The organism is Nocardia vermiculata NBRC 100427 (assembly GCF_001613265.1).
Lineage (GTDB): Bacteria > Actinomycetota > Actinomycetes > Mycobacteriales > Mycobacteriaceae > Nocardia > Nocardia vermiculata.
On sequence record NZ_BDCA01000013.1, the window covers coordinates 174056 to 194774 of the forward strand.

A 20719-nucleotide genomic window follows, 5' to 3' on the forward strand; every position below is an offset into this window, starting at 1 on the left:
GGGCCGGCCACCGGGCATCCGGAACCGGTCGTGGCGCAGTTCCTTGTTGCTGAGTCCCGCGGTGGTCGGAGTGCTCATTCGCCGGCCGGAGGTTGAACGCGGATTCCGGCGAGGAGGTAGGTGGTGCGGCGGTCGTAGTCCTCGCGGCGCGGGCGAACTCCGTACTTCAGTACGAGGGCGTTGTCGTGGAGTAGTGCGTGCAGGTCGTTCGCGGTGAACTCGGGGCGCAGTATCCCGCAAGCGTGACTCCGTGCGACGAGTTCTTCGTTGAATGCCCCTGCGACCGTGCAGATCTCCATGAGCGCGGCGGCGTCGGGGTAGACCTCGAGCAGAACGTCGACGGTCGCCGGCTGGCGGTACTGCAGATCGCGGATCGCGGTGATGTAGAAGGCGAGCTGTTCGCCCGCGTCGTCGATCGACCGGGTGCGGTCGATGATGGCGTAGAGCTCGGTCGTGACGACCTCTTCGATCACCGTCTCGATCAGGCCGAGGCGGCCCCCGAACCGGTTGAAGATCGTCGCCTTGCTGACGCCCGCCGCCTTGGCCACCTCGTCCAGAGGAACGGTCAGGCCCCGTCCCTGGAAGGCGTCGATCGCCGCGCGACGAATCTGGTCGGCATTGCGCCGGGCGTCCGCGCGGAGCTGGGGCTTCGAGGAATGGTGGGCTGTCATGTCCCGGAATCGCCCGTTGTCGTCGCTGTAATTTGACCCATGTGGTCAGGTTACCTAACATCGGGAACATCACTAACCTGACCAGATAGGTCAACTTATGTAGGGAGTGTCGACCATGATCGTTGTCACCGGCGCGACCGGCGCCCTCAACGGCGCTACCGTGCGGCACCTACTCGACCGCATGCCGGCCGAGCGCATCGGCATCAGCGTCCGTGACACCGCCAAGGCGCAGGACTTCGCTGCCCGCGGAGTACGTGTGCGGCAGGGCTCCTACGAGGATCCGGCCGCGCTGCGTGCATCGTTCGCGGGCGCCGAGCAGGTGCTGCTGGTCTCCGGTAACGACCCCACCGCGGATACGGTCGCCCTGCACCGCAACGCCATCGACGCTGCCGTTGCCGCCGGTGCTCAGCGGATCCTGTACACGAGCCAGCAGGCAGTCGCTGCCGAGAGCCCGTACCTGCCCGCGCACGTACACGCTGCGACCGAGGCCGTCCTCGCCGACTCCGGAATCGCCTGGACCGCGCTGCGCTACGGCTTTTTCGGCAGCGTGGACCAACTTCTCGGCCCGTGGCGGCAGACCGGAGTGATCGCCGCGCCGGCCGACGGCCCCGTCGGGTGGGTGGACCGCGCCGATATCGCCGAGGCCACCGCCGCCATCCTTGCCGGAGGTGACACCTTCGAGGGGCCGGTCACACTGTCCGCGCCCCGCGCCGTCACGCTCGACGACTTCGCCGCGATCGCCTCGGAACTCGGCGACCGTCGCGTCGAACGTGTCGTCGTGGAGGACGAACAGTGGCTCGCAGATCAGCGCGCCGCCGGCATCCCGGAGCATGTCGCCCGGATGACACTGATGCTGTTTCGGGCGGCCCGGACCGGAATGTTCGCGGCAACCGACCCGCTGCTGACCGACCTCCTCGGCCGCACTCCTCGCAGCGCCGCCGACCTGCTTGCAGCCTCACTCCGCGAGCAGCCCGGGACGCTCTAGCGCCGCCGCCATGCCCCGCGCGCGGCTTCGGCGAATTGCCCCAGTGATCGCGGTGCGATGGCGGGTACCGGATCGGGCGGTGGCGCGGGTGGGTAGATCGTTCGCGCGAGCGCCAGCTTGTCGCGGCGTGCCGCCGCGATCACCGAAGGATCGAAACCGCTTCCCGTCGGCCGCTGCGGAACGTGATGGAGGTCGTCCAGCATCGTCCACCCCGAACCCAGCTCGATGAGCGAACGATGCTTGGTGGCATAGAAATCCGGGCTGATCGGGATTGCGACCCCACTCGCGCCGGCCATTGCCGCCACCAGATGCATATGGAACCGGGTCGTCAGCCAGGTCTGTGTCGCCGAGACCGGCAGACCGTGTTCCCAGACCTCGACGAACGGGTGGAAGCGGGCACCGGGCAGCTGATGTTCGATGAGGTCGAAAACCTTGCGGTCCACCCCCGGGATGGCCTCCACGACGCCGACCCGCTCCGGTGGGATCTGCCAGTTGTGCAGGATCCGCAGTACGGCCGAGGCGAGCGCGCTGATGTCGACATCGAGTAGATCGCTCTGCAGGCACAGCATCACCTCGGGCGGGTCTTCCTCGTCCCTGCGCAGGAGCGGTTGCGACAGAAACGCATCGTCGACCCCGGGCGCGATGCCGAGCAGCTCCGCGGACGCCCGGTCGCGCACATCGGTGATCTCGAATTCGGAGGCGGTGGTCCGCACCAGTTGGCCGGCCCCCTCCGGCTCCGGAAACAGTCCGAGCCCGGTCGCCACACAGCGTGCACCGGAGGTGCGGGCAGCAGCGGCGGCACCGGCCGCCAGCCCGATATGGCGCGGCCAGATCCGGTTGATGTACCCACCACCGAGGAGGTGAATCACCTCGGCCCGCCGCAACAGTGCGATGCCACGATCCCATCGCGGCGCCAACCCCGGGTCGTCGACGGCCCGCCGCACCCAGGACGCTACCTGCCACGGATCCTCGGAGGGAGCCTCCCAGCACAGCCGCCACAGCGTATCGGTGAACCGCACCCGCGGATGCAGCTCGCCGAGCATGACCTGCGCCGGCCCCGGCGAATGTGTATCGACCCACACCGTCGCCTCGGGTGCGATCACGGCGAGATGACGTAACCACCCGGCGGTGATGAGTTCATCGCCGTAGTTCGGGTGGCCTGCCGGACCGACCAGGTAGTAGAGCGGAGGGGGCATCAAACGTCCGATCGAGTGGTGAAATGTCGTGCAAAGGTACCTACAGCCATCATCCCGGCATACCGGGCGATTCGCATGTCTGCCAACTCTGCTGGAAGACGCGGTGACATACGGCCGTTTGCGACGAGAGCGAGACCGGCCGCACAGCGTTCGCCCCAGCGGTGGTGCGGCGGCCGGTCCGGTCCCGTCGCCGTACCGAACGTCGTCCCGTGGTGAGTGCACGAAACCCATCGGGCACTCAGAATGTCGCGTGCAAAAAGGTTGCGGCGCAGTATTTGTCGGTGCCTCGGGATGCTCTGTCCGACATGCCGTCGACCCCGCCCGACGTGATGATCGACATGTTCTCCGTGCGGCCTGAGCCGGGCTGCACTGTCCCCACAGTGCCGAGGCTTGTCCGACGGCCGGGCACGGGGTGAGCCCACCGATTCCGAGCGGGGGTTCGTTGCACCGTGGTCCACCTGCAACAACTCTGCATCCTCGGGCCACGACGGTTAGCATGGGTGCTATGCGCGCCCTGCCGGATATCGTCGATCGCACGGATCTGGACGGGTTGCTGCGCGCGTTCTACGGTGCGGCCTTCGCGGACTCGCTGATCGGCCCGTACTTCACCGAGGTCGCCGGCATGGACTTGGAAGCACATCTGCCCAGAATCACCGATTTCTGGAGCCGGGCACTGTTCAGGAACGCCGATTACCGCGGTAACGCGTTCGTCCCGCACGCGGCGCTGCATGCGGCTCGCCCGCTCACCGCGGCACATTTCGGCCGTTGGGTGCAGCTCTGGCATGCCAGTGTGGACGGCCGCTACAGCGGTCCGAACGCCGACCGTGCCAAGCTTCAAGGAGAGCGCATAGCGAACTCGATGATGCGCCGGCTCACCGGAGCGAACGGAGCCGGCGACAGTGGGCCGGGATATATTCCGCTCGCCGCGGTGCGCCTGCGCATCCACGAGTACGGACCGGTCGGGTCTGCACACAGCTGACCGCATCGCCGGCCGGGCAACGTCGGCCGCGCGGTCTGCCCAGCCCGAAAGCCAGTGGTTCCCAGAGGGTTAGGTCTTCATGGCAGGACGCCCACGGCCGACCACCGTGGCCGCGACAGCCGCCGCTCCCACGCCCGCCGAGCTCCAGAACAGAGCGGTGAGCCCGGCACCGTCGAGGAGTAGACCGCCGACCAGTGATCCCAGGGCGATGCTTCCGGTGAACGCACCGGTGTACAGCCCGGTCACGGCCTCTCGGCGCTCCGGCGCGGCCTGGATCGCCCACAGTTGGCTGCACACCGAGACGCCACCGTAGGACAGACCCCACAGCACGAGCACCGCGACGGCGCCGGCCGCGGTGGTGCCCAGCCACGGCAGACTCGACAGGGCCGCGGTGATACCGATCGCGAGCACGAGCAGTGTCATCCGGACCTGCCGCGCCGCCGCGGCGCCGGCGGCGAAGTTCGCGGCGATTCCACACAGCCCGTAGACGAGCAGCAGCAGTGAGATACCGGCGCCGCGCACGCCCGACCACTGCTCCAGTGCCGGACGGACGTAGGTGTAGGCGGCGAAATGTGCTGTGACAACCAGGATTACCGCGATCAGGCCGTGCCGGACAGCCGGAACGGCGAGCAGCGAGTCCGGAGGGCCGTCGCTGTCTGCATCGTGTTGCGGGGGCAGTGCCGGTAGGAGCAGGGCCAGAGCGGCGGCGAGCACGAGCCCGGCGAACGCGGCAGCACCGAAAGCGCTGCGCCATCCCGCGATATCGCCGAGCGCGGTGCCCAGCGGCACGCCCAGCACCGAGGCCGCCGCAACACCACTGACCACCAACGACACCGCGAGGCTCGCCCGGGCGGCCCCGACCAACCGGGTGGCAACGGCCACGGCGAGCGACCACACGGCGGCCATGGCGACGCCGACCATCACCCGACCCGCCGCGAGTACCGCAAACCCCGGCGCCACGGCGGTGACGAGATTACCGGCCGCGAGCAGTAGTGCAGCGGCTACCAGAACCCGACGGCGATCCCGCTCTCCGATCAACCGCGAGACGAACGGAGCGGTCGAGGCCGCCACGACACCGGTGATCGCGAGGCTGAAACCAGCGGTGCCGGAGGAGATTCCGAGACCCGACGACATGGGCGTGAGCACGCCGACGGGAAGCATCTCCGCCGTGACGACGAGAAATGTGGACAGGGCGAGGACCGATATCGAGGACCAGCGATCGGTGGGGTCCGCGGGGCGGACTCGCGATTCACTCACTGTGGACATGAATCCCAGTCAACGGCGCGAGGTGTCGCGGAACAACGACGTTTCGCTCGTTGTTCGATGAGCTGAACTGATCGATCACCGGACCGGAAGGAGTGCTGTGGCGGACCTTCCTGTCCGTGAGCTGGAGTGCCTGCTGATCCTGGCGGAGGAGTTGCACTTCGGACGGACCGCGGAGCGACTGCGGGTGTCGCAGAGCCGCGTGAGTCAACTCGTCGCGTCCTTGGAACGCAATATCGGCGCGCAGCTCGTGCATCGCACCAGTCGCCGAGTCGTTCTCACCGATGCCGGCGCCGAATTCGTGGACCGGGTCCGCCCTCGCTACTACGAACTTGCCGGTGAAATCGACAGCGCTCGGCGCCGCGCCCGGGCCGAGCACTCCGAGACGGTCCGCATCGGTTTCCAGGGCATCGCCTACGAGGCGGTCACCTCGGCGCTCACTCGGTTTTCCGGGGAGAACCCGGGCGTGGCCCTGACGCTGCAGGAACTTCCGCTCGGAGATCCGTTCGGCGCCGTGCTGACCGGGCAGGTCGACGCCGCGGTCGCCTTGCTGCCCGTGCGCGAACCGGAGCTTTCGGTCGGGTTCGTGTTTCCGCCCGCATCGCGGATGCTGGCTGTGGGACAGGACAATCCGCTCGCGGGCCGTGAATCGGTCGACGCGGAAGCGCTTGCCGACGTGGATCTGGTGTCGGTGTCCGGCCCGGCGCCGGAGTATTGGCGTGAGGTGCATTTTCCCCGCTTCACCCCGCTCGGGAAACCGATCGCCTCGACGGTCCGTGCGGCAACGATCCAGGAGGGAATGACCCTCGCCGCCACCGGCCGATACACCATGCTGACCTGCCGCCCCGTCGCCGACCGAAACCGCCGCCCCGATCTGGCCTATGTGCGTGTCACCGGTTTCGACGAGGCATCCAGAATGGGACTGGTCTGGCGCACGTCGCACCGGTGCGCGCAATTGACGAAACTGGCGGCCCTGTTCGGCGCACTCACCACCGCCTCCGTGCGGTAGCCCTGGTACGTCTGTGCACATCTCGAGTTCGGTGACCACCGCAGCCGCGCGATCCGGCGAGGACGAGTAGCCGATCGCGACGTCGTCCCCTTCGTCGGCCAGTGCCAGTGCTGATCGGCCCCGATCCCTCGCGATCCGCGCGTGACGGACTGAACGGTCAAGAATCGGTATTCTGGGCCTCATGGCACGACCACGAGCGTTCGACGAGGAGCAGGTGTTGCACGCCGTCCGGGAACAGTTCTGGACGGCCGGTTATGCCGCGACCTCGCTGGACGATCTGCTGCGGGTCACCGGCCTGGGCAAAGGTAGTCTGTACGGCGCCTTCGGTGACAAGCGTCGGCTGTTTCTGCGAGTGCTGCGCAGTTATACCGACGACGGTCATGATCACCTTCGACGCGCCCTCGCCGAGGCTCCCCGGGCCATCGACGCCCTGCGGATGCTGCTCGAGTCGCCGATCGACGATACGGCCGATGCCGACGTCCGGCGCGGCTGCCTACTGGCCAACAGCACTTGTGAGCTCGGCACCGCCGATCCGGAAGTACTCGCGCATGCCCACGGCAGCTACGAGACCTCCAGTGCGCTGATCGCGGAATGCGTCGTCCGCGCCCAGGACGAGGGGGATCTGCCGGCCGAATCGGATCCGCTCGCCCTGGCCCGGGCCCTGCTCGCCGCGCAACAAGGGATCGTGTTCATGAGCCGGACCGGAATGGATACGGCCACACTCACCGCGACGGCGCGATCACTGGCCGATCGCCTTCTGTCCGACCGTCCCTGAGGGCTCCGTCGGGCGCGGCGAGGAGTTCGGCCCGCGTCGGCGCCGGGTGCCGAGTCAGGAAATCTTGCGACGGTAGACGCTCATGGCGAACAGATAGGCGACGGCGAGAATGCCGACACACCAGGCGAGCGCGATCCAGATATCGCCGCCGACCGGCTGCTGGGTGAGCAGGTTGCGGATGGCGTTGATGATCGAGGTCACCGGCTGGTTTTCGGCGAACGCACGCAGCGGTCCGGGCATGGTGTCGGTGGGAACGAAGGCCGAGCTGATGAACGGCAGGAAGATCAGCGGGTAGGAGAAGGCGCTGGCGCCGTCGGGGGATTTCGCGGTGAGGCCGGGGATCACCGCGATCCAGGTCAGTGCGAGGGTGAACAACGTGAGGATGCCTGCGACTGCCAGCCAGGCCGGTACCCCTGCGCTGGAACGGAATCCCATGAGCAGGGCGACGAGCACGACCACCACCACCGAGATCAGGTTCGCGACCAGTGAGGTCAGCACATGCGCCCACAGCACCGCGGAACGCGCGATGGGCATGGATTGAAAGCGCTCGAAGATTCCGCTCTGCATATCGAGAAACAGTCGGAACGCGGTGTAGGAGATGCCCGAAGCGATGGTGATGAGCAGGATGCCGGGGAGTAGATACTGCACGTACGAGTCGGAACCGGAGTCGATCGCGCCGCCGAAAACATAGACGAACAGCAGCATGAAAGCGATCGGCATGATCGTGGTCGTGATGATGGTGTCCATGCTGCGGGTGACATGGCGCAGGGATCGGCCCAGCAGGTGCGTGGTGTCGGGGAAGAAATACGTGGTCATCACAGTCCTAGTTCGTCCGTGTGGCGTCGTGGTCGGTGGGCTCGTTGTCGCCGACGAGTGCGAAGAAGACGTCTTCGAGACTGGGCTGCTTCTCGACGTATTCGATCTCGGCGGGCGGCAGCAGCCGCTTCAATTCGGTGAGAGTGCCGTCGACGACGATGCGGCCCCGGTGCAGGATCGCGATCCGGTCGGCGAGGTGTTCGGCCTCCTCCAGGTACTGGGTGGTGAGCAGCACGGTCGTGCCTTGCCCGGCGAGTTCGGACACGGCCTGCCATACCTCGTTGCGCGCCTGGGGATCGAGACCCGTCGTCGGTTCGTCCAGGAACACGACCGGCGGGGTTCCCGATGAGGCTCATCGCGATGTCGAGGCGACGGCGCATACCACCGGAGTACGTCGCGACCTTCCGGCCGGCGGCCTCGGTGAGAGCGAACCGCTCGAGCAGGGTGTCGGCGATGTGTTCGGCGTTCTTCAGATGCCGGAGTTTGGCGATCAGCACGAGATTTTCGCGCCCGCTGAGGATTTCGTCGACCGCGGCGAACTGTCCGGTGAGGCTGATGGACTCGCGGACCCGACCCGGTTCGGCGGTGACATCGAAGCCGTTGACGCAGGCTGTTCCCGCATCGGCCTTCAGTAGCGTGGACAGGATCTTCACCAGGGTGGTCTTGCCTGCGCCATTCGATCCCAATAGGGCGAATATGCTGCCCCGCTCGACGTCGAAGTCGACCCCGCGCAGCACGTTCAGCTTGTCGTAGGCCTTTTCCAGGCCCTGTACCCGGATCGCCGGGGCTTGTCGGATGGTCATCGAGGTACCCCTACCTTCCCGTGCCGGTGATCGTGTTCGTGGTGAGTTGCGAGATGACCATGGGTGCCTCCGTGCCCGTTACCTCGGTGTCGACCGAAGCTGTGTCTATGTAGATGTATACGTACATTGCCTGAAGCCACTATAAGTAGACGTATACGTACACGCAAGAGGGGGTGCGGTGTCGGTGTGGGTGTTCGCGCCGGCGCCGGGGTTGCACCTCAGGACCGGGTGGCGGCTTGGCTTGGGTAATCCCCGCTCGGGTGCCTGTGGAACGGGCCTGTGCCCGTCGGTCGGGCGGAGATACGCTTTCGATCCTTGCGATATACGTATATTTCTACGTATGGTCGAACTATGCCGAACAAGACCATTTACGTCGCCGATGACGATCTACCGCTGTTTCAGCGTGCACAGGAATTGGTCGGCGGAAATCTGTCCGGCGCGGTGGTCGCCGCGCTCAAGAGATTCATCGAATTGGAAGAAGGTAAGGCCGAGGGGTACGAGGAGGTCGTACTCCGGGTCGGGCACAACGGTGTTCGGCAGGTGCGATTCCAGGGCGCCCTGCTCGGGGAACATCGGGATGTGAACGACGAGCGGATGGAGCACATCCGGGTGTTTCGTGGCCGCAAGGGGAAATACGCCCTGCACGAGCAGTATTCGAACTGGTCGGACTATCCCGAATCGTCGAACTGGCTGCGCGACCTGAAGAACTGGCGTCGCCTGCTGGGTGTCGAATACGATTGGGGCGACTACGATTTCACGGTCGTCGATGCGCTGGATGAATTGCGTGGCAAGATTCCCGAGCATCTCTACCGGCGAGTCTCCGGGATCGCCGACCGTCCTCCGGTGGAAGAGCTGGATATCTGACCGAGTTCTGAATTGTCAGCCTTGGTTCAGGGCTCGTTCGATCGCGCGGCGGGCCCGGTCAGCGGCTGTCCGGTCGTGCTGCAGCTGCATGGCCGCGTTCAGTGCCAGTCCGGCGGCGATGATCTCGAACAGTGCCTGGTCGATATCGAATCCGGCCGCCAATTCGCCGTTGTCCACCGCCACGGTCAGATCTGCCCGCAGTTGATCGCGCCAGCGCGACCACACTTCGGCCACCGCGTCGCGGATCCGGCCGGGGCGGCCGTCGTACTCGGTGAGGGCCGCGGTCATCAGGCAGCCGCCGGGTAGCAGCGGCGCCTCCAGGTAGTCCACGGAGTTGGCGCACACCGCGTGCAGCCGCCGTAGGCCCGGCGGTTCGGTCAGGGTGGGGTCGACCACCCGATGCCAGAAGTCCACGAACGCCTTGTCCAGCGTGGATATCTGCAGCGTCTCCTTCGTGCCGAAGTGCTTGTGCACCCCGGTTTTACTCATCTGCAGGTCCTCGGCGAGCCGGCCGATCGTGATGCCGTCCAGTCCTTCCTCGGAGGCGATCTCGGCGGCACGGTCGAGGATCCTGCCCCTGGTGGCCTGCGCTTCGGCTGCTGAGCGTCGCGGTGACATGTGACGAGAATAGCGCACGGTCGTTCTCTATTGATTTAGGGAACGGTCGTGCTCTAAAGTTCTGGACGACCACCGGGACGAAGGAGTGCGATATGCGGATGCGACGACTGGGCTGGGCCGGACTGGAAATCGAGGCGAGCGGTGAGCGTCTGGTGATCGACTACGTGCGCGACATCTCGCCACTGTTCACGGGATGGCAGGGCGGCGACGGGCTGGCGACGCCGAGCGGAACGGTCACCGCCGCGCTGGTCACGCACCTGCACCGGGACCACACCGATGCGGCCGCGCTCGCCGAGGCTCTGACGCCGGGGGCGCCGGTGCTGCGACCGGCACCCGGCCCCGGGGACGATGTGGACAACGTGACCACGCTGCCGGCCGAGGGCGAGCTCGCCCGGCACCGGCTGGCCGTCGAGATCGTGGAAGCCTGGTCCACTCGGGAACTCGGGCCGTTCCGGGTCACCGCGGTCCCCGCCGTGGACGGGCTGGGGGACCCGCAACTGAACTGGGTGGTGCAGGCCGACGGGCAGCGAATCTTCCACGGCGGCGACACGATGTTCCACGGCTACTGGTGGCTCGTCGCGCGCCGGTTCAACCCGTTCGATGCGGTGGTGCTGCCCGCCAACGGTGCTGTGGTCGACGTGCCGCACCAGCAGCCACCGAGCCCGCTGCCCTGCGCAATGGACCCGAGGCAGGCCGCTGTGGCCGCGGAGATCCTCGACGCCCGGTATGCGGTGCCGATGCACTACGAGCCGGACCAGCCGGACAAGATCGCCGGCTACCTCGAGGTCTCCGACCCGGAGAACGAGTTCCGCACCCACGCCGGGCCACGCGCCCGCGTGCTGCCCGTCGGAGAATGGCTCGACCTGGCCACCTGATCCGACGTTCCGCCGCGGCGCCCGAGCGCGACGTCGGGCAATCGAGCACCATGGCTTCATGAGCCCACTGCCTACGCTGTCCGCCCCGGAGATCGCCACGGATCGTCTGCTGCTGCGCAAAGCGCGTGACGGCGACCGTGACGGATTCATCGAGTTGCAGACCGATCCGGGAGTGCGGACATATCTCGGCGGTCCACGGCCTCGTGCGGCGGTCGAGCAATACCTCGACGAGGTCGGTACTGCCGCTGTGACCGCCGCCCCGGGCGTGTACGTCATCGCGGACAAGGAAACGAATCTGCTGCTCGGAACGCTGATGCTGAATCGCAGGTCGGCAGCGGAGCCCGGACACCTGACCGAGGGTGACGAGGAACTGGAATTGTCCTACGTCCTGCGGCAGCAAGCCTGGGGATCGGGATTTGCTTTCGAAGCCGCGACCTCGGCGCTACGTGTGGCTGCGGCCGAACTTCCCGATCAACCGGTCCTGATCGTGACCCAGACCGCGAACACTCGTTCGATGAAACTCGCGGCCCGTCTGGGTTTCCGGCCGGTGGACACCTTCCAGGCGTTCGGTGCGGAGCAGACCCTGGTTACGGCGCGCCTGCACGGCCCTGACCCTGGCTAGAGTATCGGAATGGGTGAGTGCCTCGATTTCCGAAAGATGCTGTCGGGCGCGGGGTTCGGGACCGAAGGCTGGACAGCTGTCACGGCCGGCGAGTCGGGGGCACGGGTCTTTCACGATGACGGCGCCGCCAGGTACGTGAAATGTGTTCCGGCCGTGGAAGCTGCCGCGTTGCGGGCGGAACGCGACCGGGTCGGTTGGCTGAACGAGCAGGGGATACCGGGCGCACGGGTGCTCGACTGGCACTCGTGCGATATGGGAGCACTGCTGATGACCAGCGCTGTCCGAGGGGTGTCCGCGGACCGGCTGTCGTCCGTGGACCTGCGCGCAGCGTGGGGACATATCGCCGACGCGGTGCGCGAGCTGCACCAACTACCGCTCGAACGGTGCCCGTTCGAGCACGGTCTGAACTCGATGATCGCGATGGCGCGGGAGGTCGTCGGCCGTCGTGCCGTGAATCGGGAGTTCCTCCCCGTCGAGCAGCAGCACACGCCGCCGGAGGTGTTGCTGTCTCGGCTCGAATCCGAGCTGACGCGGATGGCGGACCGAGAGGCCGCGGATACGGTTGTCTGCCACGGCGATCTGTGCCTGCCGAACATCGTCGTGGACCCGCGGACACTGCAGGTGTCGGGATTCATCGACCTGGGCCGCCTGGAAGCCGCCGATCGCCATGCCGATCTGGCGCTGCTGCGGGCCACTGCGCGCGAAACCTGGGCGGACGACGCGCAGGCTACGGCGGCCGATGCGGTGTTCGCGCAGCGGTACGGGCTCGCGCCGGACCACGATCGTATGAATTTCTATCTGCACCTCGACCCGCTCACCTGGGGGTGAGCAATGATCGGGGGCGCTGCCGAACCGGCGCGAAAAACCATTCGATCCGGCCTCACAGCGCGGGCACAATGCCGGTATGACGCGGACGTTCGAAGAACTGGTGACCGAAGCGGAATCGGTGTCGGTCGACGGGTGGGACTTCTCCTGGCTGGACGGCCGGGCCACCGAGGCGCGTCCCTCGTGGGGGTACCAGCGGTTGATGAGTGCCCGGCTCGAGACCGTCACCGCCGCAGTGGATCTCGATACCGGAGGCGGTGAGGTGCTCGCCGGGGCCCGGCGCTTTCCGGCGACCATGGCCGCTACCGAGTCCTGGCCGCCGAATGTCGCCGCGGCCACCTCGTTGCTGCACCCGCGCGGTGTGGTCGTGGTCGCCACCTCCGACGGGGGAACGTTGCCGTTCGCCGACGCCTCGTTCGATCTGGTCACCTGTCGTCATCCCGCCGTCGTCCGGTGGGACGAGATCGCCCGGGTGCTGCGCCGGGGCGGGACCTATTTCGCTCAGCACGTCGGGCCGGCGAGCGTATTCGAACTGGTCGAGTACTTTCTCGGTCCACAACCGCAGGCGCGACGCAGTCGTCGTCCCGACGACGAAGCCGCCGCCGCTCGCACGGCAGGACTGGAGATCGTCGACCTGCGGACCGAGCGCCTGCGCATGGAGTTTTACGATATCGGCGCCGTGATCTACTTCCTGCGCAAGGTGATCTGGATGGTCCCGGGCTTCACCGTCGACGCCTACCGTGATCGGTTGCGGCAACTCCACGATCGGATCCAGCAGGACGGGCCGTTCGTCGCCCACTCCGCCCGCACCCTCGTCGAGGCAGTCAAGCCCTGATCGTCTCGTCGGAGTCCTGCCGTACCGATCCGTCGGCATGATCGGGGCCGGTGATGGCGTTCGAAAGCGGTGGGGTGCAGGTGAGTCGGTGCCGGAGGGGATCGGTGCGCGGTACCGGCGCTGCCGAATTCCAGCCGGGAATCCGATCCTGTTCGACGTATGCTGCGTGGGATGAGATCGGCGTATCGGGGATGGGTCGTAGTCGCTGCGATCACGTGGTGTTGTGTCTTCGCGGCGGTGCACTGGTTCTGGGCGTTGGGTGGGTCGGTGGGGCTGGCCTCCTCGGCGGGCTCGGATCTGGCGACGCGCCGGCCGCCGCTGTTCGTTGCCGCCGGGTTGTGGGGTGTCGGCGCCGTGTTGCTGGCGGGTGCCGCATTCGTCGGGGTGGCGGCCGCCGGGAATGTGCCACTGCGGTGGCGCCGGATCATGGCGTGGACCATCGGCCTTGCCGGGCTGGTACTGCTGGCCCGCGGTGTCCTGGTTCAGGTCGCGCTGGCCACGGATATGGGTGGTGTCCGCGGTGAGGTCGGGCCGCACCAAACCCGGTGGAGTCTGGTGCTGTGGAATCCGTGGTTCGTGCTCGGTGGTGTGTTGCTCGCCGCGGCCGGCCATACCATCGCGCGGCGGTGGTCGCCGTCGACCGCGACGTGCCGGTGATCAATCGACCCGCACGATGTCGTCGGGGCGCCACGTCTGGTCGTAGAAGGCGACTTCGGTGCCGTAGAGGCGTAACGCGACGATGAAGTGGCGGCCGGGGACGGTCTTGATGTAGGCCGCGTCGACCACATCGACGGGTTGCTGCGGACCGAACCAGATATCGATCGAGCCGTCGTTATTGCGCGGAATGTCGTAATAGCCGTTGGTCGACGGGAGCAGTTGGTCGGTTTCGGGCATGGTGCCGTCGGTGACGTTGTAGGCCGTGGTCGCCCAGAACAGTGCCGCCGGCACGTCCGGCGGCAGGTGTAGCCGGTAGATGTGGCTGCCGTCGAGGAACTCGCCGTCGGCATCGTGATAGGTGAACGGGTACTTCGACCCGGCACCGGTGGAATGAATGTTCATCGCCGGTGCCGAGGAGTAGGCGTATCGGTTCGGCACCCCGAAGCGTCGAGCCGGTAATGACCGACCCGGTGGCCATCCGTCAGTACGATCGGTGCGAACGAGCTCCATCGGTGACCCGACCTGCACCTCGGAACTGCGTCGGCCGGTTCACCGCACAATGCGGAGGAGCCGAACATGACAACAAGCACCGGCCAGGGGTCGGGCACACTCGATCGCAGCGTCATCGTCACCGGGCTGGTCATCGTGTCCGGGATGGTCATGGTGGTGCTGGACACCACCATCGTGAACGTCGCCCTGGATGCGCTGAGTACCCAGCTCGGTGCGGATCTGTCCACGACGCAGTGGGTCGTCACCGGATATCTGCTGGCCGTGGCGCTGGTCATTCCCGTTACCGGATGGGCGATGGACCGGTTCGGGCCGAAGCCGGTCTGGTTGACCGCGGTGGCCTTGTTCGTGGCGGGTTCGGCGCTGTGCGCGGCCGCCTGGTCGATCGAAAGCCTGATCGCGTTCCGGGTGATCCAAGGTCTGGGCGGCGGCATGTTGCTGCCCGCGGGGCAGGCGATCATCACCCGGGCCGCGGGCCCGGAGCGCCTGGGCCGTGCGATGGCCATTCTCGGTGTGCCGATGCTGCTGGGGCCGGTGTTCGGCCCCGTGATCGGTGGTTTGCTCGTGCAATACGCGAGCTGGCATTGGATCTTCCTGGTCAACGTTCCCGTCGGCGCGCTTGCCCTGGCCCTGGCGATCTGGAAGCTGCCGCACGGTGACGCGCTGCCCGAGCACGGCCGGCTCGATGTGCTCGGGCTGATCCTGCTGTCGGGAAGCCTCGTCTGCCTGCTATACGGGCTGTCGGAGGCGAGCTCGCGCGGCGGATTCACCGAATGGGGTGTGCTCGCCTGGCTGATCGGCGGCGTGGCCGGGTTGGCCCTCTACACCTGGCACAGCCTGCGCAAGGGGCCCGGCTCGATCGTCGACGTGCGCCTGCTGACCAACCGGCTGTTCGCCAGTGGCACCATCGCGGTCTTCCTCGTCGCCATCGGATTGTTCGGCGGCATGCTGTTGCTCCCGCTGTACTACCAGACCGTGCGCGGACAGGGCCCCCTCGACGCCGGTCTGCTGCTGGCACCGCAGGGATTGGGTGCCGTCGTGGCGATGGTGATCGGTGGCCGGCTCACCGACCGGATCGGCGCCGGCTATGTGGTGCCCGTCGGTGTCGTGCTGGGACTGATCGGCACTCTTCCGTTCACTCACGTGGGCACCGACACCTCCTATGTCTGGCTGTGTGTGGCCCTGTTCGTGCGCGGCATGGGGCTCGGCGCGGTGATGATGCCGACGATTTCGGCTGCTTACACCGGACTGGGCAAGGATGCGGTGACGCGTGCGGCGCCCACATTGTCGGCCATTCAGCAGGTCGGTGCCTCGCTCGGCAGTGCGCTGCTGGTGACGGCGTTGACCCAGCATCTCGCCGGGAAACTGACCGAGCACGGAATGCCTGCCGGCAGTGGTGGTTCCGGCCGGATCAGTTCCGTCCCACCACAAGCGATGCCGGTGGTCGGACCGCTGCTCGCCGATTCCTTCGGTTTCGCGTTCTGGGTCGCGTTCGCCCTCACCGCGGTGATCATCGTCCCGGCCCTGTTCCTGCCTCGCCACGCGGCCCGTGACCGCGCCTCGGCACCGGTAGGGTCGGAGCATGAGTCCTGAACCACTTGCGCTGCCCGCTGCGGACTGGCCGGCTTGGCTCGACGGTTATGTGCGGGACCGGTTGCGTTCTGCGACGGAGATTTTGACCGTTGTGCGCGATGGCAGCCGGCGCGACACCGCCACCGTGCTCGCGCTGTGGAACGACGCCGATATCGCGCTGCGCGGCGCCGGTTCGGCCGCACATCTGTTCGGCGAAGTACATCCGGATGCCGAGGTGCGCGCACTGGCGGAGGACCTGCTGCGCGACGTCGATCGCGCCACCACGGATCGCGATCTCGATCGCGGATTGTACGACGTGGTCGCGGCCACCGATCCGGCCGGGCCGGACGACGCGGCAACGCGGATGCGCGAGCACGTGCTACGTGATTTCCGCCGCAGCGGGGTCGACCGTGACGACGAGGTCCGGTCCCGGTTGCGCGAGATCTCGGAGCGACTCACGGTGCTCGAGCAGGAGTTCGGCCGGACCATTCGCGAAGACGTCCGCAGCATCCGGGTCGGCGCCGAGCAGCTCGACGGGTTGCCCGACGATTTCGTCGCTGATCACCCGGTCCAAGACGGACTGGTCACCGTGACCACCGACTATCCCGATTACCTGCCGTTCCGGACCTACTCCCGTGACGCCCGGGCCCGCCGCGATCTGACGCTCGAATTCGAGAGCCGCGGCTGGCCGGCCAATGATGCTGTTCTGCACGAGATTCTGGACCTGCGTCACGAAAAGGCACGGCTGCTCGGCTACGACAGCTGGCCCGACTACGACGCCGCAGTCAAGATGATCGGCAGTGGTGGAGCGATCGCCGAATTCATCCGGCAGATCTCGGGCGCGGCCGCGGACGCCGGGGCCCGCGACCTCGAGACGCTGCTCGCACGGCGGCGCGTGGACGATCCGGATGCGACTGCGATCGACCGCTCCGAACTCGGTTACTACACCGAACTCGTCCGCCGCGAACAGTACGACGTCGATGCGCGGGAAGTGCGGCGGTACTTCGATTTCCAGCGGGTCCGCGCCGGGCTGCTCGAGGTCACCGGGCGGCTGTTCGGGGTGCAGTACCGGCCCGTCGACGTGGCGCGCTGGCACGAGGATGTCGCGGTGTACGACGTCTATTCCGACGGGCAGCGTCGCGGTCGGATCTACCTCGATCTGCATCCACGCGAGGGCAAGTACAAACACGCCGCACAGTTCGACCTGGTCGGCGGTATCACCGACCGGCTGCTGCCCGAGGGCGTGCTGGTGTGCAACTTCTCCCGTGGCCTGATGGAACATCAGCATGTGGTCACGCTGTTCCACGAGTTCGGCCATCTCGTGCACCACGTGCTGGGTGGCGGTCAGGAGTGGGCCCGTTTCTCCGGGGTCGCCACGGAATGGGATTTCGTCGAGGCACCGTCGCAGATGCTCGAGGAATGGGCCTGGGACGCAACGGTTCTGCGTACGTTCGCGGTCGACGAGACCGGTGCGCCCATCCCTGCCGACCTGGTGGAACGGATGCAGGCGGCCAAGGAGTTCGGCAAGGGGATCTCGGTGCTGACCCAGGTCGGCTACGCCGAGGTGTCCTATCTGCTGCATCAGGACCGGCCGGACGATCACACCCCGGTGGTTTCCGAATCCGTCAGTCGCTACAGCCACGTCGCCGGTCTGCCGCAGACTCATTTCCAGACCTCGTTCGGGCATCTCGCCGGGTACACCTCCGCCTACTACACCTACATGTGGAGCCTGGTGATCGCGAAGGATCTCTTCTCGGCCTTCGACGCGGACGATTTGTTCGAACCCACGGTGGCGCAGCGCTACCGTGATCGGATCCTCGCACCGGGAGGTTCCCGGGACGCCGCGGATCTGGTCGCCGACTTCCTCGGGCGCCCGTTCACCTTCGACGCGTTCGCCGCCTGGATGGATCGTGCTCCGATTCCGCGGACGATCTCTTAGGGGGAGGCCGGGCGCCGAACGTACGTCGGCTCACCTGCGGATGTGACGCGGGGACTTGACTGTGCCGTAACGGCACGGTCTTTCGTGGACGGTGACGCAGCAACCGCACCGGGGAGACCACGATGAAGATGAGGAAAGTATCCGGGACCGAGCAGAATCGGCCCGCCGATCTGAACCAGGCATTGCTCGACGGTGTGGGGGGACCGTCCGGGATGGTGTACACGGCGCTGCCGATTCTGGTCTTCGTGACCGCCAACGCCGTGGTCGCGCTGCCGATCACCATCGCGGCGGCCGTCGTCACCGCGCTGGCGTCGACAGTGTGGCGGCTGCGGCGCGGGGAACGCTTCAGCGCGGCGTCCGGTGGACTGTGGGGTGTGCTGCTCGCCGGTGGTATCGCGGCCTGGACCGGGTCGGCCGGTGACTTCTTTGCGATCGGGATCTGGGCGTCACTGGCGGGCGCCGTCGCTGTGCTCGTCTCGCTGCTGGTCCGGCGTCCGCTGACCGGGGTCGTCTGGAACGCCGTGCACGGCGGCGCCTATCCGTGGCGCGAGGACCGGCCGACCCGGCGGGCGCACGATCTCGCGACCTTTGCGGCGGCGATGGTGCTGTGCGCCCGGTTCGTGGTGATGGAGTGGCTGTACCTGTCCGACGCCACCGGCCTCCTGGGATTGGCGAAGATCGTGATGGGGGCCCCGCTGACCGTGCCCGCCCTGCTGGTGATCGTCTGGGCGTTCCGCCGCTCGACCAAGCGCCTGATCCGGACTCCCAGCATCGACGGCGCTGCGCTGGACGGGGCAGCAGCGACCCCATCTCGCGCTGCATAGCCCGCGACCGAACGCACAATCGCTACACCGCGCGGACCGTGTACCGCCCGGCGGGGTGGTGAGACCACCCGAGCCGCTGGGCGGTACATCGACCGCGCCCGCCGATCGGCCATCGCGGTCGAGTACGTCCGGCTGGTACCACAGGGGGATACCTGGCGCTGCAGGGTGATTCCGCACTGGCTCTGCACGGTGATGTGCCGGGGTGGCGCGGCTTGCCAGGATTCGGCTATGCATCTGCACCGCACGGTAGTTCGCGCCCTGGTCACCGCCACGGTGATCATGGTGGGCGCCGCCGCATGTTCCCTTTCGAGTTCCGATGCCCACCCGCCGGACTGGCAACCCTGCGCCGAGAACGACCACGTGCAGTGTGCCACCGTGACGGTGCCGATCGACTGGTCGGAGCCGGCGGGCGCGACCCTCGACCTCGCGGTGGCCCGGATGTCCGCCACCGACCCCGCGCACCGGATCGGGACGTTGATGGTGCTGCCGGGTGGCCCCGGAACCTCCGGGGTGGATCAGCTGGCGGACCCGTCGCCGTCCGCACCCACCTTCTCCGCCGATATCCGGGCCCGCTTCGATCTGGTGAGTCTCGACCCGCGCGGCGTCGGACGCAGCCACCCGCTGCGGTGCGACGAGGGACTCGCGCATACCTTCCCGAATCTGGTGCCGGACACCGGCGCCCGGTTCGCAGATGTGCAGTCCTACGCCGAGGCGCTGGCCGCCAGCTGCCGCGCGGGCACCGGAGAGCTGGTGGACCACCTCGACAGCACGAGTGTCGCGCGAGACATCGACGCGGTGCGGGAAGTGCTGGGGGAGAATACGATCAGCCTGTACGGCCGCTCCTACGGCACCATGTCTGGCCAGTCCTATGCCGAGCAGTTCCCGGATCGTGTCCGTGCCATGATCCTCGACAGCGTCGACGACCACAGCCTCTCCGGCGCGGACTTCATGACCACGTCCGCGCGTGCCGCCCGCGACACCTTCGGCGAATTCGTCTCGTGGTGTGGCCGAGAAACCGCGTGCGCCCTGCACGGTCACGACATCACCGAGATCTACGACCGGTCGTACGCGCGTGCCGCACAACACGAACTGCCGGATCCGAACGATCCTCAGGCGTCACTGACGCCTACGACGTTGAGCAGATTCGTTGTTCAGCACCTGTATCAGCCCCGATGGCAGGAACTGGCCACCGCGCTGCAGACGCTGGACACCCTCGAGCCGCAGTTCCCGCTCGCGGTGCCGCAGCCGCAACCGAACGGAAAGTCCGTGGCGGCACCGGAATTCATCGCCTGCTCGGACTGGGGCTTCGACATCGCCGGGCAGCAGCGATGGGAGCAGCTGTGGCGGGAACAGAACCGCAATGCCGGGGCCCTGCGCAGCCATTTCGCCTGGGACGCGGGAAGTATCTGCGCGGGGTGGCCCACCCCACCGGGTAATCCGCAGCACCGACCGCAGGTGAGCGGCGCGCCCCCGATCCTGCTGATGAATTCGCTGCATGATCCGGCCACGCCCTACGCCTGGGCCGTCGCAGTCACCGAGGCGATGCCCGGTGCCGCACTGCTCACCTACGACGGGTGGGGGCACGGCGTCTCCGACCGCAACGAGTGCACCGTCACGGCAACCGACCGATATCTGATCGAGGGAATGCTGCCGCGTGCGGAAACGCATTGCCCGCCGGCCGAGCGGGCACATCGGTGACCTCGAGTCCCGTGGAATGGTCACTGCGCCGCGCTGGTTGTTCCGATGGCGCGGACCGCGAGGCGGTCGGCGCGTGTCCGGAGTCGACCGATGCGCCGCGGGCCACCTGGCTGGTGCGGCGCCTGAGCAGAACGGGAGCCGATGAGTCTGCGGCAATTCGAGTACGCACTGGCCGTGGCCGAGGAAGGGTCGGTGACCGCGGCGGCGGAGCGGCTGCATATCGCCCAGCCGTCGATGTCGCAGCAGATCCGGGCCCTGGAGCGCGAACTGGGTGTGGAGCTGTTCGCTCGCACTCCGTCCGGGCTGGTGCCGACCGTTGTCGGTCACGCCTTCCTTCGGGATGCCGAGGTCGCGGTGCGGGCCGCGCGGCGGGCGCGGGCGACGGC

21 protein-coding genes and 1 pseudogene are annotated in these 20719 nt (G+C 67.3%); 15 read left to right on the forward strand and 7 right to left on the reverse strand.

All coding sequences use genetic code 11. The annotated features are described in order from the left end of the window. Positions 1-74 precede the first annotated feature (74 nt). Complete coding sequence (locus tag NV2_RS15485; protein WP_067873889.1) at positions 75-671, reverse strand: TetR/AcrR family transcriptional regulator; 597 nt, start codon at positions 669-671, stop codon at positions 75-77. A 115-nt stretch (positions 672-786) separates the two neighbouring features. Here NV2_RS15485 and NV2_RS15490 point away from each other — a divergent pair, with 115 nt between their 5' ends. Beyond that, positions 787-1656 (forward strand): NmrA family NAD(P)-binding protein, encoded by an 870-nt coding sequence (locus NV2_RS15490; protein ID WP_067873892.1) that lies wholly within the window; start codon positions 787-789, stop codon positions 1654-1656. Here the strand turns inward: NV2_RS15490 and NV2_RS15495 are convergent. Further along, complete coding sequence (locus tag NV2_RS15495; protein ID WP_084474769.1) at positions 1653-2852, reverse strand: polysaccharide pyruvyl transferase family protein; 1200 nt, start codon at positions 2850-2852, stop codon at positions 1653-1655. The genes NV2_RS15490 and NV2_RS15495 overlap by 4 nt on opposite strands. 505 nt (positions 2853-3357) lie before the next feature. Here NV2_RS15495 and NV2_RS15500 point away from each other — a divergent pair. Further along, a complete protein-coding gene (locus NV2_RS15500) occupies positions 3358-3831 on the forward strand; it encodes a group III truncated hemoglobin (RefSeq protein ID WP_067873895.1) in 474 nt (157 codons plus the stop codon). A 69-nt stretch (positions 3832-3900) separates the two neighbouring features. Here NV2_RS15500 and NV2_RS15505 read toward each other — a convergent pair whose 3' ends face one another. Next, positions 3901-5097 carry an MFS transporter gene (locus NV2_RS15505; protein WP_067873898.1) on the reverse strand — a complete coding sequence of 399 codons (1197 nt, stop codon included), beginning with the start codon at positions 5095-5097 and terminating at the stop codon, positions 3901-3903. Between the two features lie 97 nt (positions 5098-5194). Here NV2_RS15505 and NV2_RS15510 point away from each other — a divergent pair, with 97 nt between their 5' ends. Both NV2_RS15510 and NV2_RS15515 read left to right on the forward strand, forming a co-directional pair. Then, positions 5195-6103, forward strand: a complete 909-nt coding sequence (locus NV2_RS15510) for a LysR family transcriptional regulator (RefSeq protein ID WP_067873901.1) — start codon at positions 5195-5197, stop codon at positions 6101-6103. 181 nt (positions 6104-6284) lie between these two features. Beyond that, positions 6285-6878, forward strand: coding sequence for a TetR/AcrR family transcriptional regulator (locus tag NV2_RS15515; protein ID WP_067873904.1), 594 nt, complete (start codon positions 6285-6287; stop codon positions 6876-6878). Between the two features lie 54 nt (positions 6879-6932). Here the strand turns inward: NV2_RS15515 and NV2_RS15520 are convergent, their stop codons facing one another. Together NV2_RS15520 and NV2_RS15525 are read right to left on the reverse strand one after the other, a co-directional pair. Continuing rightward, the gene (locus tag NV2_RS15520) at positions 6933-7694 is read right to left on the reverse strand and encodes an ABC transporter permease (RefSeq protein WP_067873907.1); all 762 of its coding nucleotides are present in this window, start codon (positions 7692-7694) and stop codon (positions 6933-6935) included. A gap of 7 nt (positions 7695-7701) precedes the next feature. Further along, positions 7702-8497: pseudogene (locus NV2_RS15525) on the reverse strand (ABC transporter ATP-binding protein). Between the two features lie 351 nt (positions 8498-8848). Between NV2_RS15525 and NV2_RS15530 the strand changes: the two are divergent. After that, entirely contained in the window at positions 8849-9361 is a 513-nt protein-coding gene (locus NV2_RS15530) for an EXLDI protein (protein ID WP_067873910.1), read from the forward strand. 15 nt (positions 9362-9376) lie between these two features. Here NV2_RS15530 and NV2_RS15535 read toward each other — a convergent pair whose 3' ends face one another. After that, a complete protein-coding gene (locus NV2_RS15535; protein ID WP_067873913.1) occupies positions 9377-9979 on the reverse strand; it encodes a TetR family transcriptional regulator C-terminal domain-containing protein in 603 nt (200 codons plus the stop codon). Between the two features lie 92 nt (positions 9980-10071). Here NV2_RS15535 and NV2_RS15540 point away from each other — a divergent pair, with 92 nt between their 5' ends. The 5 genes from NV2_RS15540 (at position 10072) to NV2_RS15560 (ending at position 13793) form a co-directional block, all read left to right on the forward strand. Next, positions 10072-10854: an MBL fold metallo-hydrolase gene (locus NV2_RS15540; protein ID WP_067873916.1), complete on the forward strand. Its 783-nt coding sequence runs from the start codon at positions 10072-10074 to the stop codon at positions 10852-10854. 58 nt (positions 10855-10912) lie between these two features. Further along, on the forward strand, positions 10913-11476 hold the full coding sequence (locus NV2_RS15545; protein ID WP_067873920.1) for a GNAT family N-acetyltransferase: 564 nt from the start codon (positions 10913-10915) through the stop codon (positions 11474-11476). A 36-nt stretch (positions 11477-11512) separates the two neighbouring features. Beyond that, positions 11513-12304: an APH(3'') family aminoglycoside O-phosphotransferase gene (locus tag NV2_RS15550; protein WP_157102922.1), complete on the forward strand. Its 792-nt coding sequence runs from the start codon at positions 11513-11515 to the stop codon at positions 12302-12304. Between the two features lie 76 nt (positions 12305-12380). Further along, entirely contained in the window at positions 12381-13136 is a 756-nt protein-coding gene (locus NV2_RS15555) for a class I SAM-dependent methyltransferase (protein ID WP_067873926.1), read from the forward strand. 171 nt (positions 13137-13307) lie between these two features. Further along, a complete protein-coding gene (locus NV2_RS15560) occupies positions 13308-13793 on the forward strand; it encodes a DUF3995 domain-containing protein (protein WP_168436112.1) in 486 nt (161 codons plus the stop codon). On the opposite strand, the gene NV2_RS15565 is transcribed toward NV2_RS15560, so the two are convergent. Continuing rightward, the gene (locus tag NV2_RS15565; RefSeq protein WP_210749187.1) at positions 13794-14195 is read right to left on the reverse strand and encodes a DUF1214 domain-containing protein; all 402 of its coding nucleotides are present in this window, start codon (positions 14193-14195) and stop codon (positions 13794-13796) included. A 174-nt stretch (positions 14196-14369) separates the two neighbouring features. Here NV2_RS15565 and NV2_RS15570 point away from each other — a divergent pair, with 174 nt between their 5' ends. The 5 genes from NV2_RS15570 to NV2_RS15590 all read left to right on the forward strand — a co-directional run. Continuing rightward, the gene (locus tag NV2_RS15570) at positions 14370-15893 is read left to right on the forward strand and encodes a DHA2 family efflux MFS transporter permease subunit (protein ID WP_067873933.1); all 1524 of its coding nucleotides are present in this window, start codon (positions 14370-14372) and stop codon (positions 15891-15893) included. Next, positions 15883-17811, forward strand: coding sequence for a M3 family metallopeptidase (locus NV2_RS15575; protein ID WP_067873936.1), 1929 nt, complete (start codon positions 15883-15885; stop codon positions 17809-17811). Before NV2_RS15570 ends, NV2_RS15575 begins: the two co-directional genes overlap by 11 nt. 122 nt (positions 17812-17933) lie before the next feature. Beyond that, positions 17934-18635 carry a DUF3159 domain-containing protein gene (locus tag NV2_RS15580; protein ID WP_157102917.1) on the forward strand — a complete coding sequence of 234 codons (702 nt, stop codon included), beginning with the start codon at positions 17934-17936 and terminating at the stop codon, positions 18633-18635. 228 nt (positions 18636-18863) lie between these two features. Further along, entirely contained in the window at positions 18864-20333 is a 1470-nt protein-coding gene (locus tag NV2_RS15585) for an alpha/beta hydrolase (RefSeq protein ID WP_067873939.1), read from the forward strand. Between the two features lie 141 nt (positions 20334-20474). After that, positions 20475-20719 (forward strand): LysR family transcriptional regulator (locus tag NV2_RS15590; RefSeq protein WP_157102919.1); only part of this gene is annotated, 245 nt, incomplete at its 3' end.

Coding starts and splice junctions, on each gene's coding strand:
- NV2_RS15485 (WP_067873889.1), bottom strand. CDS start 671: ATGACAGCCCACCATTCCTCGAAGCCCCAGCTCCGCGCGGACGCCCGG.
- NV2_RS15490 (WP_067873892.1), top strand. CDS start 787: ATGATCGTTGTCACCGGCGCGACCGGCGCCCTCAACGGCGCTACCGTG.
- NV2_RS15495 (WP_084474769.1), bottom strand. CDS start 2,852: ATGCCCCCTCCGCTCTACTACCTGGTCGGTCCGGCAGGCCACCCGAAC.
- NV2_RS15500 (WP_067873895.1), top strand. CDS start 3,358: ATGCGCGCCCTGCCGGATATCGTCGATCGCACGGATCTGGACGGGTTG.
- NV2_RS15505 (WP_067873898.1), bottom strand. CDS start 5,097: ATGTCCACAGTGAGTGAATCGCGAGTCCGCCCCGCGGACCCCACCGAT.
- NV2_RS15515 (WP_067873904.1), top strand. CDS start 6,285: ATGGCACGACCACGAGCGTTCGACGAGGAGCAGGTGTTGCACGCCGTC.
- NV2_RS15520 (WP_067873907.1), bottom strand. CDS start 7,694: ATGACCACGTATTTCTTCCCCGACACCACGCACCTGCTGGGCCGATCC.
- NV2_RS15530 (WP_067873910.1), top strand. CDS start 8,849: ATGCCGAACAAGACCATTTACGTCGCCGATGACGATCTACCGCTGTTT.
- NV2_RS15535 (WP_067873913.1), bottom strand. CDS start 9,979: ATGTCACCGCGACGCTCAGCAGCCGAAGCGCAGGCCACCAGGGGCAGG.
- NV2_RS15540 (WP_067873916.1), top strand. CDS start 10,072: ATGCGGATGCGACGACTGGGCTGGGCCGGACTGGAAATCGAGGCGAGC.
- NV2_RS15545 (WP_067873920.1), top strand. CDS start 10,913: ATGAGCCCACTGCCTACGCTGTCCGCCCCGGAGATCGCCACGGATCGT.
- NV2_RS15550 (WP_157102922.1), top strand. CDS start 11,513: ATGCTGTCGGGCGCGGGGTTCGGGACCGAAGGCTGGACAGCTGTCACG.
- NV2_RS15555 (WP_067873926.1), top strand. CDS start 12,381: ATGACGCGGACGTTCGAAGAACTGGTGACCGAAGCGGAATCGGTGTCG.
- NV2_RS15560 (WP_168436112.1), top strand. CDS start 13,308: ATGAGATCGGCGTATCGGGGATGGGTCGTAGTCGCTGCGATCACGTGG.
- NV2_RS15565 (WP_210749187.1), bottom strand. CDS start 14,195: ATGAACATTCATTCCACCGGTGCCGGGTCGAAGTACCCGTTCACCTAT.
- NV2_RS15570 (WP_067873933.1), top strand. CDS start 14,370: ATGACAACAAGCACCGGCCAGGGGTCGGGCACACTCGATCGCAGCGTC.
- NV2_RS15575 (WP_067873936.1), top strand. CDS start 15,883: ATGAGTCCTGAACCACTTGCGCTGCCCGCTGCGGACTGGCCGGCTTGG.
- NV2_RS15580 (WP_157102917.1), top strand. CDS start 17,934: ATGAAGATGAGGAAAGTATCCGGGACCGAGCAGAATCGGCCCGCCGAT.
- NV2_RS15585 (WP_067873939.1), top strand. CDS start 18,864: ATGCATCTGCACCGCACGGTAGTTCGCGCCCTGGTCACCGCCACGGTG.